We start from the raw sequence: 13406 nt of genomic DNA, 5'->3' as shown, positions 1-13406 counted from the left end.
TCGACAAAGCGAAGAGCCCGGCAGGGCCGGGCTCTCCGTTGCGACGCGGGTCGATCAGTTCAGCTTGTACTCGAACTGCACGAAGATCTCGCGGCCGATCGCACTGTAGTTGTAGAAGAAGTACGGATACTCGTTGTAGGTGCTGTCCTTGGGCCGCAGCGTGTCGAAGACGTTGTTCACGTACAGGCCGATGGTGGCCTTGTTGGTGATCTTCTTCTGCACGTTGGCGTTCCAGATCACATACGAACCGATGCGGTCGGTTTCGCCCCAGTTCGGCAGCGAGCCCCAGCGGAAGCCGTACACGTTGGCCGCCCAGTCGTCACGCTCCCAGCCGGCAGTCCAGTTGATGCGGCTGCGGAAGTTGAAGAACTGCATGTGGTCGCGCACGTTGCGGGTCGGGCTGCCGGGGAACTCCTTGTCTTCCAGCTTCAGCACGTGGGTCCAGTTCAGGCCCAGGTTGTAGTCGCCCCAGCGGTCGGTATCGATCTTGTACTTCCACGACACGTCCAGGCCCGAAGTGCGCTGGGTGGCCTGGTTGAACGGCACCGAGTGGTAGTCGATGATCTTCTCGTCTTCGTCAAGCGCCGGATTGATGCCTTCGCGGCCGACCAGGCTGCGGAAGTAGTCGCAAGCGGCCGAGGTGCCGTCCACCGGTGCGCCGTCGCGGGTGCGGCCCAGGCGGCAGTCGGCTTCATTGCGCGTCAGGTAACCGAAGGAGATGTCCTTGACCGCGCCTTCGAGGGTGATGTTGTAGTAATCCACGCTCAACGACATCTGGTCCATCACGTCCCAGACGAAGCCCACGGTGGTGGACTTGCCGGTCTCTTCCTTGAGGTTGCGGTTGCCCTGGCGGTCGCCCTGGATGGAATAGTTGTAGTCGGTGCCCGCGCCGCAGTCGCTGTTGTCCAGCGGGTTGAGCCCGTCACGACGGCAGCGGTATTCGTCGGTGACGCCGTTGAGGAAGAAGCCGGACGGCTCGGCGAAGATGTAGTGCATGTCCGGGGCGCGGAAGCTGGTGGCATGGGAGGCACGCAGCAGCAGGCTCTCGAACGGACGCCATTCCAGGCCGGCCATCCAGGTGGAGGCGGCATCGACCGAGCTGGCGTCGTCGTACTTGTCGTAGCGGCCGGCCAGGTTGGCCTTCAGCGTGCTGAAGATCGGCACGCTCAACTCCAGGCCTGCCGCGTAGCGGCTGCGCTTGCCGCCACCGCCGGTGGCGGTGCGACCCATCGGGCCTTCAGTGCCGGCGTAGTCCTGCTCCATGCGGAAGTCCGGCGAAATGTCGTACTTCTGTTTGGCCACTTCCAGCACGCTGGCCATCGCCAGCGGGCCGGCCGGCAGTTCGAACAGATCGCCGCTGAGGGTGAAGGTGCCCTGGCTGGACTCGGATTCGGCGCTGCTGTTGTAGGTTTCGCTGAAGGAAGCGACCTGCTCGGGGGTCAGCGGGTTGAGCAGGCGATCCACGTTCAGGCGGTAGATCGGCAACCCGTTGCGCGTACCCAGCCGCGGGCCGAAGAAGAAGTCGCGGACCCGGCTGGCCACCGGCCAGTTGAACTTCTGGTCGGCGGTATAGCGCGAGTGCGAAACGGTGGCATCCCAGTCGAAGCGGTCGGCGATGTTGCCGCGCAGGCCGAAGGCCAGGTCGAAGGACTTTTCGGTGTAGTTGTTCTGCGCGCCCTGGCTGCCCACTTCACTGGGGGTGAAGAAGCGGTTGATGTTGCCGACGGTGCCGCCGAACTGCGGATCGTAATGGCTGGTGATGCCCAGTGCGCCACCGCTCTGGAAGAAGCGGGTGGAACTGGAGATCTTCGCCTCCGATTGCGACGCGCTCAACTGGCCCCAGGCCTGGAGGCCGTCGTTGAAGTCAAACGTGCCGTACAGATAGGCCGACTGCGAACTGTCGGAGTTGCGCACGGTCTGCGTGGCCGGGTAGCCGAAGTAGCCGCAGCGGTTCGGTGCTGCCGCAGCGGGGGTGGACTTGAAGGTTTCAAAGTCCGGGAAGCGGCCGCAGATTTCCTCCATGCCCGGTGCCGGCCACTCGCGGATCGCACCGGCGCCGCGGTTGACGGTGAAGCGCACGCCTTCGATGGCGGTTGCGTCTTCCGGATTGACCGACGGATCATCGCGGTAGGAATCCATGAAGTCGCGCTGGCTGGCGTAGATCGCCTCGCGTTCCATGGCTTCGAAGGCGTAGGTGACGCTCCAGTTGCTGCCGGTCTTGCCACCCACCCACTGCAGGCGGCCCGAATCGCCGCCGCCACGGGTGGTGGTGCCACCGCGCAGGGTGATGGTGTCGCCCTCGAAGTTGGTCTTCATGATCACGTTGACCACGCCGGCCACCGCATCCGAACCGTAGATCGCCGAGGCGCCGCCGGACAGGATTTCGATGCGGTCGATCGCCGCGGCCGGGATGTTGGCCAGGTTCACCGCGTTGGACTGGCTGTTGTAGGGCAGCGGGTAGTCGGCGGCGCGGCGGCCGTTAATCAGCACCAGCTGGTAACCCGGGCCGAGGCCGCGCAGGTTCAGGAAGCTGGCGTTCTGGGTGAAGCTGCCCGAGGACAATTCGTTCTGCACCGAACCGGTGAACTGGCTCAGGGTGTTCAGCGCGTCATAGACGGTGTTGAAACCCTGCTTTTCAATGTCCTGGGAGGTCACCACGACGACTGGGGCGGGGCCTTCGACTTCGGCGCGCTTGATGCGCGAACCGGTCACGGTGACCTTGTCCAGCTGGGTGGCGCCGCGGGTGCTGGCGGCGGTGTCGGCCTGGGGCGCGCTGGCGTCCTGTGCGAAGGCGGGCGTGATGGCCGATACAACCAGTACCGAGGCCAGTGCAAAGCTCAGCGGGTTGCGGCTGGGCAGCTTGCGGTTCGTCATGAGTAAAACCCCCTAGAAGTCATTTGTTTGCACCTGGCGTCTGCTGGGGCGTACCCGCGCCCGACATCCTTGTGCCCCATCGAGGCCGTCGATCATGGCCTCTGAATCAGCTTCACCAGCCGATGACTCGAGGTTAACACGGCCTTAACATGACCTGTCAACTGTTCATCAAGGGGTCATAAAGACACGCTAGGCAAGGTTGTCGGCATTGGCGCAATGGCGTGTTCAAGTAATTGAAAAATAATAATATTTTATGGTTTCAGATGAAATTGATCGCATGGGTTCCGGCCACAAGCGTCAGCGGCGTCGTGAAGCGTGGAGCCAGGTGGCGTTCATTTTCGGAGGCGCTTGCCCTGGCGAGGGCTGCAATCCAGTCGGGACAGGACAGGACAACTTCCCGTCGGCAAACCGCAGCTGGGCTCTGCGGAGCTGTCCGGATTGGCCCGCCGGCCGCCCAGGCCGTCCTGACGATGGTTGTATAGTGATGGGTTCACCGTCGCCGTTTTCCCGGAGTCCAGAGCAGTGAGCGCCAACCAGTCTCGTCGTCCCCATGCCAGCCAGGTGCAGAAGGGATTGACCCCGCATGCACGCATCCGCAACGTGATCGCGGTGGGGTCGGGCAAGGGCGGGGTGGGCAAGTCCACCACGGCGGTGAACCTGGCCGTGGCGCTGGTCAGGCTGGGCGCGCGGGTGGGCCTGCTGGATGCGGACATCTACGGCCCCAGCGTGCCGGCGATGCTGGGCCTGAGCGGCCGTCCGGAAAGCCCGGACAACAAGTCGATCGAGCCGATGCGCGCGTTCGGCGTGGAGACCATGTCGATCGGTTACCTGATCGAGGACGAGACACCGATGATCTGGCGCGGCCCGATGGCGACCTCGGCGATGACCCAGTTCTTCAACGACACCCTGTGGGACGACCTGGACTACCTGTTGATCGACCTGCCGCCGGGTACCGGCGACATCCAGCTCACCCTCACCCAGAAGATCCCGCTGGCCGGCGCGGTGATCGTCACCACCCCGCAGGACATCGCCACGCTGGATGTGCGCAAGGCGCTGAAGATGTTCGAGAAGGTGGAAGTGCCGGTGCTGGGCATCGTCGAGAACATGGCCGTGCACACCTGCAGCAACTGCGGGCAGGTCGAGCACCTGTTCGGGCAGGGCGGCGGCGAGCGCATGGCGGCCCAGTACGGCGTGCCGCTGCTGGGTTCGCTGCCGCTGGAGATCGGCATCCGCGAACAGGGCGATGCCGGTACCCCGATCACCGCTGCCGCGCCGGAATCGCTGGCCGCGCAGGCCTACCTGCATGCCGCGCAGCGGCTGGTCGAGGAAATCGGCAAGCGCCCGCGCGCCAGCATTCCGATCCTGTCATCGCTGATCTGAGCTGGCCTGCCGCAGTGCCCTCCAGCAGGCCCGGCATTGCCGGGCCTGTTGCGTATCGGGCACCGGCCGGCCGCTGGCCAGGGCCCGGGTGGCTGCTAGAATCGTGCCCCGGGCGCCCCCGACCCCTTGCATCCCCCAGGACTGAGCATGAGCATCAAGAGTGACCGCTGGATCCGTCAGATGGCCGAACAGCAGGCCATGATCGAGCCGTTCGAAGCCGGCCAGGTCAAGCAGGCCAACGGCCAGCGCATCGTCAGCTACGGCACCTCCAGCTATGGCTACGACGTGCGTTGCTCGCGCGAGTTCAAGGTGTTCACCAACATCAATTCCACCATCGTCGATCCCAAGCATTTCGACCCGGGCAGCTTCGTGGATATCGTCGGCGATGAGTGCATCATCCCGCCCAACAGCTTCGCGCTGGCGCGTACCGTGGAGTACTTCCGCATTCCGCGCGACACCCTGGTGGTGTGCCTGGGCAAGAGCACCTACGCGCGCTGCGGGATCATCGTCAACGTGACCCCGCTGGAGCCGGAGTGGGAAGGCCACGTCACCCTGGAATTCAGCAACACCACGCCGTTGCCGGCGCGCATCTACGCCAATGAGGGCGTGGCGCAGATGCTGTTCTTCCAGGCCGACAAGGACGACATCTGCGAAACCTCCTACCGCGACCGCGGCGGCAAGTACCAGGGCCAGACCGGCGTCACCCTGCCGCGTACCTGATCCACCGTCCGGGCAGCGTCGGCCCACGCCCCGGGTAGCGCCGGCCCTGGCCGGGGTAGTGCCGGTCGCTGGCCGGCAGCAGTTAAAAAAAAGCGCGGAGCGATCCGCGCTTTTTCTACATCTGCAGCCGGCCTGGCTGCCGGCCGGCGGCCGGCACTACTTGCGGCCGAACAACAGCCCGATGCCCACTGCCACCAGGATCACCGGCCACCAGGTGAGGATCAGCTTTCCCATGTTCATGTTGGTCCAGCCCAGGTTGCTGGCCAGCAGGAACAGGCCGACGAGGATCAGGACGATGGCGGCGATAAGGTTGGAGCGCATCAGGGGCAGGGTCCGCTAGGGCTGGGGCGAATATCCTAGCCGTTCCTTCCACAGCGCGACACGTTGCGCCAGCACGTCGGGGTCGTAGCGGTGGGCCTGGCCCTGGCCCCATACCGGGCCCGGCCAGGCCGGATCGCCCACATGGCGGCCGATCACGTGGAAATGCAGCTGCCGCACGATATTGCCCAGCGCGCCGATATTGATCTTCTCCACCCCATCGGTGCCCTTGAGCGCCTTGCAGGCCCGGTTCAATTCGGTGCGCAGCTTGTCCTGCTGATCGCCATCGAGCTCGATCCATTCGGTGACCCCGGCCACGCGGGGCACCAGGATCAGCCACGGGTAACGTTCGTCGTTCATCAACCGCACTTGCGACAGCGGACCTTCGACAACCAGTACGCTGTCATTGGCCAGACGTGAATCCAGTTCGAACTCGCTCATCCAAGATGCTCCGCAAAGAAGACCAGGGTGCGTTCCAGCGCCAGGGCGGCGCTGTCTGGATCATACCCATGTCCGACGCTGCGGTTGAAGGCGTGATCGGCCGGGTAGACGAAGGTGGCCATCTGCGGCAGCTTCTCGCGGTGGGCGGCGATCGCCTCGGGCGGGATGCTCTTGTCCTTCGCGCCGAAGTGGAACAGCACCGGCGCCTTGGCCGGTTCATCGAGGAACTGCACGTTGCGTGCCCCGTAGTAGCTCACCGACGGCAGGCCCAGGCGCAGCGCCGCAAGCAGGGCGATGCTGCCGCCCCAGCAATAGCCCACGGTGCCGACCTTGCCGGCCGGGGCCAGCCGCGAGGCGGCGGCGCGGACGATCTCCAGCGCCTTCTCCACGCCCAGCGCGTTGACGTGCTCCAGCCCCTGCTTCACCCCGTCGGCATCGTAGGCCAGGGCATCGGGGTCGGCCTCGGGGCCGTCGACCAGGTCGAAGAACGACGGTGCCAGCACCGCATAGCCCTGGGCCGCAAAGCCTTCGGCCACCTCGCGGATGTGCGCGTTGGCGCCGAAAATTTCCTGGATGACCACCAGCCCGCCACGGGGCTTGCCGGCCGGTTCGGCCTGCCAGGCGCGGACCGGACCGTGATGCGTATCGAGCGTGACCCATTCACCCATGATGCGGAACTCCCATTGGTTCAGGCGTTCATTATCGGGCGCCAATGGGTTAGCAGGATGTCAGTGGCCGTGCCCGATCCGACCCCGCCGCCATGCACGGGTTCAGGGCCGGGCCGGCAACGCCGGTATACTTGCCGCCGTTTCCGGCCCCAGGTCCCCATGCCATTCCGGTGTGGGCCCAGGCCCCCAGAGTCCTGATCCATGTCCCAGTTGAACCCCAAAGTCGGCTTCGTCAGCCTTGGCTGCCCGAAGGCCCTGGTCGATTCCGAGCGCATCCTTACCCAGCTGCGCTCGGAGGGCTATGACATCGTGCCGTCCTATGATGCGGCCGACGTGGTGGTGGTCAACACCTGCGGCTTCATCGATTCGGCGGTGACCGAATCGCTGGATGCGATCGGCGAGGCGATGAACGCCAACGGCAAGGTGATCGTCACCGGTTGCCTGGGCAAGCGCCCCGAGCAGATCCGCCAGGCCTACCCGAACGTGCTGGCGGTGTCCGGCCCGCAGGACTACCAGAGCGTGATGGAGGCCGTGCATGCCGCGCTGCCGCCCAGGCACGATCCGTTCGTGGACCTGGTGCCCCGCCGAAGCCTCGGTTTCGGCGAATTTGAGGGCGATGTCGGCATCAAGCTGACCCCGCGCCATTACGCCTACCTGAAGATTTCCGAAGGCTGCAACCACAAGTGCAGCTTCTGCATCATTCCCTCGATGCGCGGCAAGCTGGTCTCGCGCCCGGTCGATGAAGTGCTGCGCGAAGCCGAGCGGCTGGTGCGCGGCGGGGTGAAGGAACTGCTGGTGGTGTCCCAGGACACCTCGGCCTATGGCGTGGACGTCAAGTACGCCGAGCGCATGTGGCGCGACAAGGCTTACCAGACCCGGCTCAAGGCGCTGTGCGAAGGCCTGTCCGAGCTGGATGCCTGGACCCGCATGCACTACGTGTACCCGTACCCGCACGTGGACGAGATCGTGCCGTTGATGGCCGAAAACCGGATCCTGCCGTACCTGGACATTCCGTTCCAGCACGCCAGCCCGCGCATCCTCAAGCTGATGAAGCGCCCCGGCGCGGTCGACAAGACCCTGGAACGCGTACAGCGCTGGCGCCAGATCTGCCCGGACATCACCGTGCGTTCGACCTTCATCGTCGGCTTCCCCGGCGAGACCGAGGCCGAGTTCGAGGAACTGCTGGGCTTCCTGGATGAGGCGCAGCTGGACCGCGTCGGTGCGTTCGCCTATTCGCCGGTCACCGGCGCGACCGCCAACGACCTGCCCGATGCGGTGCCCGAAGAAGTGAAGCAGGAGCGCCTGGCCCGCTTCATGGCGCGCCAGGCCGAGATTTCCGCCGCGCGCCTGGAAGCCAGGATCGGCACCGTGCAGCAATGCCTGGTCGATGCGATCGAAGACGGCATCGCGGTGGCCCGCTCCAAGGCCGATGCGCCGGAAATCGACGGCCTGGTGCATATCCAGAACGCCGAGGAGGCGCGCCTGCGGGTGGGCCAGTTCGTCGATGTGGAGATCACCGAAAGCGACGACCATGACCTGTACGGCGATGCCATCATCACCGCGCCGGTGCGTGCCGGGCTCGACCTCAAGGTGCTGTGACCGCAGCGGCCGCCGGTGGCGGCGCCCGTCGCCGTTTCGTCGCGCCGCTGCGCGGGGCGGTGGACCCGGGCTGCTTCGCGCAGCCCTTGTTCGCGCAGTACGCCAGCTTTGCTTCCCTGCTGACGGCGGCCCACTGGCCGACCGTGGCGGCGCTGGATGCGCAGTTGCCGCTGCCGGGCAAGCGCCTGGTCGAACAGGACGACCTCCTGCTGGCCGATGGCCTGCATTACGAACAGCGCATCGCACGTGGCCATATCGCCACCCGTGCCGACAACTGGCACGACCTGTTCAACGCGCTGGTGTGGGCGCGCCATCCAGCGATCAAACTGGCCTTGAACGCGCGGCAATGCCTGCATATCGATGCGATGGGGCCGGGCGAGCGCAATCGCGCACAGGCCGCGCTGACCCAGTTCGATGAAACCGGGGTGGTCGTGCGGGTGCGCGACCCTGCGTTGCTGCAGGCCTGGAACCGGCACGACTGGGCGGCGCTGTTCGTGGATGGCGCCGCGCATTGGCGGCAGGGCGATATCGCGGTGGTGGCGGTGATCGGCCACGCGCTGATGGAACAGGCCCTGCTGCCTGGCCGGTTGCTGGTGGGCAAGAGCGTGGCGGTGCAGGGCGAGGATGACGCGCAGGCGGTCGCCCACGTGGCGCGGATGATCCAGGGCGGAGATATCCTCAACGACCCGCTGGAGTTGCGGCCGTTGCCGTTGATGGGCATTCCCGGCTGGCATGCGCGCCAGGACGCGGCGTTTTACCGGCAGGTCGATTATTTCCGGCCGCTGCGCGAAGGCCGGGTATATCCCCCCACGCGGTGGTAGAGCCACGCCATGCGTGGATGCGTTGCGGTCCAACGCCGATAGCAGCGGCGACCGCCTGCCGCGTCATCCACGCATGGCGTGGATCTACGGATACTCCACCGACAGAACCGCAAAGCCGTGGCGCCCACTGGGCAGCTCCACCTCGAATTCGTCGTCCACGCGCTTCTTCAGCAACGCGCGCGCCAGCGGCGAGTCGATGCTGATCCAGCCGGTCGGCGCGTCGGTCTCGTCCGGGCCGACGATGCGGTAGCGGCTGACCTCGCCGCTGTCCACGTTCTCCAGTTCCACCCACGCCCCGAAGAACACCGCCTGCGCGTCGGTCGGCGGCTGGTCGACGATGCGCAGCGCGTCCAGGCGCTTGGTCAGGTAACGCACGCGGCGGTCGATCTCGCCCAGCTGCTTCTTGCGGTAGGTGTATTCGGCGTTCTCGGAGCGGTCGCCTTCGGCCGCTGCGGCGGCCAGCGCCTTGACCACCTCCGGGCGGCGCACCCGCCACAGCTCTTCCAGCTCCGCGCGCAGCCGCGCATGGCCCTGGGCGGTGATCAGGGCGGTGCTCTTCTCCGCCGGCGGGCGCCAACGCGACATCAGAACGTATTCCGCGCGGCGAGGATGACCTGGCTCAACGCTTGCCGCCGAACAGGCCGCCGAGGATGCCGCGCACGATCTGGTTGCCCAGCTTGCTGCCGACGGTACGGGTGGTCTGCTTGGCCATGGTTTCGATCATGCCCTGGCGGCGCTTGGTACCGAAGATGGCGTCCTTGATCGACTGGCCGAAGCCGCCTTCCTGTTCGTCATCCTGAGCACGGGTGCGCGCCTTGGGTGCGTCGGCCTGTTCCACCGTTTTCTGCGCGCGCTGGGCCAGCAGTTCGGTCGCCGATTCGCGGTTGATGGCGGTGTCGTAGCGGGTGCCGACCGGGCTGCCGGCACGCACCTGGGCGCGTTCGGCCTCGGTGATGGCGCCCATCCGGCAGCGCGGTGGCGCGATCTGGGTCTGCTGCACGGCCGAGGGAATGCCCTTGTCCTGTAGCGTGGACACCAGGGCCTCGCCGGTGCCCAGCTTGGCCAGGGTGGCGGCCACGTCCAACTTGGGGTTGGGCACGAAGGTTTCCGCGGCGACCCTGACCGCCTTCTGGTCGCGCGGGGTGAACGCGCGCAGGGCGTGCTGCACGCGGTTGCCCAGCTGGCCCAGGATGTTGGCCGGCACGTCGTCGGGGAACTGCGAGCAGAAGTACACGCCCACGCCCTTGGAGCGGATCAGCCGCACCACCTGCTCGATGCGCTGCACCAGCGCCGGCGGTGCATCGTCGAACAGCAGGTGGGCCTCGTCGAAGATGAAGACCAGCTTGGGCTTGTCCAGGTCGCCCACTTCGGGCAGCGTCTCGAACAGCTCCGACAGCAGCCACAGCAGGAAGGTGGAATACAGCCGCGGCTTGAGCACCAGCTGGTCGGCGGCCAGGATACCGATCACGCCGCGGCCATCGTGGTTGACCCGCATGATGTCGGCCAGTTCCAGGGCCGGCTCGCCGAAGAAGGCTTCGCCGCCGTCCTGGGCCAGGCGCAGCAGCGAACGCTGGATCGCCGCCACGGTCTGCGCGCTGACCAGGCCGTATTCGGTGGAGATGTCCTTGCGCTCGTCGGCGACCAGGCCGAGCAGGGCGCGCAGGTCGTCCAGGTCGAGCAGCAGCAGGCCGCGGTCGTCGGCCAGCTTGAACACGATGTCCAGCACGCCGGCCTGGGTATCGTTGAGTTCCAGGATGCGCGCCAGCAGGGTCGGGCCCATCTCGCTGACGGTGGTGCGCACCGGGTGGCCGAGCTTGCCGTACAGGTCCCAGAAGATCGTCGGGCTGGCCGCGGCGGCATAGTCGGCCACGCCGATGTCGCGGGCACGCTGCAGCAGCGCCTCGGTGCCGGCGCCGGGCACGGCCAGGCCGGAAACGTCGCCCTTCACGTCGGCCAGGAACACCGGCACGCCGATCCGCGAGAAACCCTCGGCCAGGGTCATCAGGGTGACGGTCTTGCCGGTGCCGGTGGCGCCGGCCACCAGGCCGTGGCGGTTGCCCAGCCGCGGCAGCAGGGTCACTGCGATATCGTCGGTAATGCCTTTGCCCAGCAGGATCGGATCCATGGTCAACTCGCTGTGTGGTGTTGCTGTGTGAATGGGCAATAGTCTAAACGTCGGCAGCTGTCGGCCGGCGGCCCGGGTTGCCCCGATGCAAGCGGCACGGCTACTCTGCCCCATCTTTCGCCCACAGTGCCAAAAATGCCCGTTCCTGTCTTGTTTGTCCGTGGTTGGCCGCTGTTGGCCCTGGCTGCGATGCTGTCGTTGGTGCCCGAGGCCCATGCCCAAAGGGTTTCGGCCCGCGACCGGGTAAAGATCGAAGCGCTGGAGCAGCGCATGGCCGCCGCCGAGAAGCGTTACAGCGCCGCGCTGGTGCTGGTCAACAACGCCGACCCCAAGGGCAAGAACGAAGGCGATGCCGCGCTGGAGGACATGGAGGATGTGATCAGCGCCTGCGTGGCCCAGAAGGGCTGCCAGGTCAGCAATCTGCTGCCCACCTACAAGCGCCTGCTGAAGAGCCGCGCCGACAGCCAGGACAGCGAGGGCGACGCGATCGCCGGCGATGGCGGCCTGCTCGAAGCCGACCCGGACCATGTGAGCCCGCTCACCGCAGATGTACCCGAAGCGGCGCGCGCGGCGGCCCTGCTCAACGACAAGCGGCATGCCTTCGACAGCATGGTCGAATACAACCCGGCGGTGCAGGCCGGCATCCGCCGCTGGCTTACCGATATGCGCCCGGCGTTGATGACCACCTACGAGAACTACCAGAACCTGCGTGCGGTGATGTGGCCGGAGTGGGAAAAGCGCGGCCTGCCCGAGGCGTTGCTGTTCGGGATCATGGCCAAGGAGTCCAACGGCCGCGTGCATGCGTCCTCGCGCGCCGGCGCGGCCGGCCTGATGCAGTTCATGCCGGCCACCGGTCGTCGCTTCGGGCTGGGCCCGGACGGCACCGGTTTTGACACCCGCTTCGACGCGCGCAGCGCCGCCGAGGCCAGTGCCACCTACATCAACGAACGCATGCGCGAGCTCAACGGCAACGTGGAACTGTCGCTGGCCGGCTACAACGGCGGCGAAGGCCGCGCCGCGCGGGTGTTCAGGCAAAGCGCTGGCCAGAGCTTCTGGGTGGACAGTGTGTACAACCAGTTCCCCGGCGAAACCAAGGACTACGTGCCGATGGTGATCGCCGCGGCCTGGATCTTCCTGCACCCGCAGCAGTACGGCGTGGAGTTCCCGAAGCTCAACGCGCAGCCAGCCACCATCCGCCTGGCCAAGTCGACCACCATCTACGAGCTGACCATCTGCCTGGGCAGCGCCGGCACCCGTGACGGCTACATGCGTGCGCTGCGCAACCTCAACCCCCGCTACGAGGCGGACGGCTGGATCCCGGCCGGCACCACGATCAATGCCACCACCCGCATCGCCGGGCTGTACAACCGCTACTGCGTCAACGGCCCGCGCGCGGACCTGGCCCGCACCCTGATCACCGCCGACCTCAATGCGGCGATCGTGCGCCCCGCCGTGGCCAGCTACACCGGCAACGTGGCGGTGGGCAGCGTGGTGCCGGTGGCGCAGGCGCAGGCCAGCGTCGTGGCGGCCACGCCGGTGGCCCCGGTGGCCGCCCCGGCGCCCAAGCCCAAGCCCAAGGCCAAGCCGGTCCGCAGCCACAAGGTGGGCAAGGGCCAGACCCTGGGCGCGATCGCTGACAAGTTCCAGTGCGATGTGCGTGAGCTGGCGCGGGCCAACGGCCTGAAGGCACCGGCCTATGCGCTCCGGCAGGGCCAGGTGCTCAAGCTGCAGGGCTGCGGAAAGTAACCGCACCCTCACGGTAACGCGGTAGGCTGCGCGCATCACGCCTGCCGCCGGCCCGCTGCAGGGCATCCATCACCGGCCGCCGCGTCTGCACGTGGCAGCCCCGGATCACGCACTCAAGGAATCAAGATGGATATCGCCGCGATCAACGAGATGTTCGCCAACATCCGTGAAAACACCGACTGGGACCTCAACGGCCCGATGCTGTGGGGCTACTTCTTCGTCAATACCACGCCCGAACCATTGCAGGCGCTGGGCCAGAAGCTGACCGCGCAGGGCTATACCCTGGTCGAGGTGTTCGAGCCGGATCTGGAAGAGGGTGAAGCGCCGTACCACGTGCTGCACGTGGAGCGCGCCGAGGTGCATACCGAGGCGTCGCTGGACGCGCGCAACCACGAACTGCAGGCGCTGGCCGAGCAGAACGGGGTGGAAGACTACGACGGCATGGACGTCGGCCCGGTCGAAGACTGAGCGGCCATCGAAAAACGCCCCGGGAAACCGGGGCGTTTTTTTTTGGGGGGGGGGGTAGTGCCGGCCGCTGGCCGGCTCTGCAGAATATCGGCAGCATCCGAGCATCCGAGCATCCGGCCGCTGGCCGGCTCTGCAGAATGTCGGCAGCATCCCGAGCAGCCGGCCAGCGGCCGGCACCACCGGGCATCGGTCAGCGCAACGTCGCGAGCGCCGTGACGATGAGCGCCTCGCCACGCGCCATGATCA

12 protein-coding genes are annotated in these 13406 nt (G+C 66.6%); 6 read left to right on the top strand and 6 right to left on the bottom strand.

Annotation, left to right across the window (positions count from 1 at the left end):
- Positions 1 to 54 precede the first annotated feature (54 nt).
- The gene (locus tag IC535_RS02805; RefSeq protein ID WP_228884343.1) at positions 55 to 2874 is read right to left on the bottom strand and encodes a TonB-dependent receptor plug domain-containing protein; all 2820 of its coding nucleotides are present in this window, start codon (positions 2872 to 2874) and stop codon (positions 55 to 57) included.
- Between the two features lie 522 nt (positions 2875 to 3396).
- Between IC535_RS02805 and apbC the strand changes: the two genes are divergently transcribed.
- Both apbC and dcd read left to right on the top strand, forming a co-directional pair.
- A complete protein-coding gene (gene apbC / locus IC535_RS02795) occupies positions 3397 to 4254 on the top strand; it encodes an iron-sulfur cluster carrier protein ApbC (protein WP_228884344.1) in 858 nt (285 codons plus the stop codon).
- Between the two features lie 147 nt (positions 4255 to 4401).
- Positions 4402 to 4974, top strand: a complete 573-nt coding sequence (dcd, locus tag IC535_RS02790) for a dCTP deaminase (protein WP_228884345.1) — start codon at positions 4402 to 4404, stop codon at positions 4972 to 4974.
- 156 nt (positions 4975 to 5130) lie between these two features.
- Here dcd and IC535_RS02785 read toward each other — a convergent pair whose 3' ends face one another.
- From IC535_RS02785 to IC535_RS02775, 3 genes are read right to left on the bottom strand one after another with little or no spacing between them, the layout of a single operon-like run.
- Positions 5131 to 5295 (bottom strand): LiaI-LiaF-like domain-containing protein, encoded by a 165-nt coding sequence (locus IC535_RS02785; RefSeq protein ID WP_228884346.1) that lies wholly within the window; start codon positions 5293 to 5295, stop codon positions 5131 to 5133.
- 15 nt (positions 5296 to 5310) lie between these two features.
- Positions 5311 to 5733 (bottom strand): HIT domain-containing protein, encoded by a 423-nt coding sequence (locus IC535_RS02780; protein WP_228884347.1) that lies wholly within the window; start codon positions 5731 to 5733, stop codon positions 5311 to 5313.
- Positions 5730 to 6401, bottom strand: a complete 672-nt coding sequence (locus IC535_RS02775) for a dienelactone hydrolase family protein (protein ID WP_228884348.1) — start codon at positions 6399 to 6401, stop codon at positions 5730 to 5732. Before IC535_RS02775 ends, IC535_RS02780 begins: the two co-directional genes overlap by 4 nt.
- Positions 6402 to 6602: 201 nt before the next feature.
- Between IC535_RS02775 and rimO the strand changes: the two genes are divergently transcribed.
- Together rimO and IC535_RS02765 are read left to right on the top strand one after the other, a co-directional pair.
- The gene (gene rimO, locus IC535_RS02770; protein ID WP_228884349.1) at positions 6603 to 8000 is read left to right on the top strand and encodes a 30S ribosomal protein S12 methylthiotransferase RimO; all 1398 of its coding nucleotides are present in this window, start codon (positions 6603 to 6605) and stop codon (positions 7998 to 8000) included.
- Positions 7997 to 8821, top strand: coding sequence for a DUF3025 domain-containing protein (locus tag IC535_RS02765; protein WP_228884350.1), 825 nt, complete (start codon positions 7997 to 7999; stop codon positions 8819 to 8821). The genes rimO and IC535_RS02765 overlap by 4 nt, the downstream gene beginning before the upstream one ends.
- 84 nt (positions 8822 to 8905) lie before the next feature.
- Here IC535_RS02765 and greB read toward each other — a convergent pair whose 3' ends face one another.
- Both greB and IC535_RS02755 read right to left on the bottom strand, forming a co-directional pair.
- Positions 8906 to 9406 (bottom strand): transcription elongation factor GreB, encoded by a 501-nt coding sequence (gene greB, locus IC535_RS02760; protein ID WP_228884351.1) that lies wholly within the window; start codon positions 9404 to 9406, stop codon positions 8906 to 8908.
- A gap of 34 nt (positions 9407 to 9440) precedes the next feature.
- Positions 9441 to 10946: a helicase HerA-like domain-containing protein gene (locus IC535_RS02755; protein ID WP_228884352.1), complete on the bottom strand. Its 1506-nt coding sequence runs from the start codon at positions 10944 to 10946 to the stop codon at positions 9441 to 9443.
- A 135-nt stretch (positions 10947 to 11081) separates the two neighbouring features.
- Between IC535_RS02755 and IC535_RS02750 the strand changes: the two genes are divergently transcribed.
- Positions 11082 to 12692, top strand: coding sequence for a transglycosylase SLT domain-containing protein (locus IC535_RS02750; RefSeq protein WP_228884353.1), 1611 nt, complete (start codon positions 11082 to 11084; stop codon positions 12690 to 12692).
- A 126-nt stretch (positions 12693 to 12818) separates the two neighbouring features.
- Positions 12819 to 13160, top strand: coding sequence for a ribonuclease E inhibitor RraB (locus IC535_RS02745; protein WP_228884354.1), 342 nt, complete (start codon positions 12819 to 12821; stop codon positions 13158 to 13160).
- Positions 13161 to 13406 lie beyond the last annotated feature (246 nt).

The sequence above is a fragment of the Stenotrophomonas rhizophila genome (genome assembly GCF_020857975.1).
Taxonomy (GTDB): Bacteria; Pseudomonadota; Gammaproteobacteria; order Xanthomonadales; family Xanthomonadaceae; genus Stenotrophomonas; species Stenotrophomonas rhizophila_C.
Note: the sequence above shows the minus strand (reverse complement) of the source record. Positions and strands in the feature narration are given on the sequence as shown.

Excerpts from the sequence above, each read along its gene's own strand:
- IC535_RS02805 (WP_228884343.1), bottom strand. The coding sequence starts at position 2,874 with ATGACGAACCGCAAGCTGCCCAGCCGCAACCCGCTGAGCTTTGCACTG.
- dcd (WP_228884345.1), top strand. The coding sequence starts at position 4,402 with ATGAGCATCAAGAGTGACCGCTGGATCCGTCAGATGGCCGAACAGCAG.
- IC535_RS02785 (WP_228884346.1), bottom strand. The coding sequence starts at position 5,295 with ATGCGCTCCAACCTTATCGCCGCCATCGTCCTGATCCTCGTCGGCCTG.
- IC535_RS02780 (WP_228884347.1), bottom strand. The coding sequence starts at position 5,733 with ATGAGCGAGTTCGAACTGGATTCACGTCTGGCCAATGACAGCGTACTG.
- IC535_RS02775 (WP_228884348.1), bottom strand. The coding sequence starts at position 6,401 with ATGGGTGAATGGGTCACGCTCGATACGCATCACGGTCCGGTCCGCGCC.
- rimO (WP_228884349.1), top strand. The coding sequence starts at position 6,603 with ATGTCCCAGTTGAACCCCAAAGTCGGCTTCGTCAGCCTTGGCTGCCCG.
- greB (WP_228884351.1), bottom strand. The coding sequence starts at position 9,406 with ATGTCGCGTTGGCGCCCGCCGGCGGAGAAGAGCACCGCCCTGATCACC.
- IC535_RS02755 (WP_228884352.1), bottom strand. The coding sequence starts at position 10,946 with ATGGATCCGATCCTGCTGGGCAAAGGCATTACCGACGATATCGCAGTG.
- IC535_RS02750 (WP_228884353.1), top strand. The coding sequence starts at position 11,082 with ATGCCCGTTCCTGTCTTGTTTGTCCGTGGTTGGCCGCTGTTGGCCCTG.
- IC535_RS02745 (WP_228884354.1), top strand. The coding sequence starts at position 12,819 with ATGGATATCGCCGCGATCAACGAGATGTTCGCCAACATCCGTGAAAAC.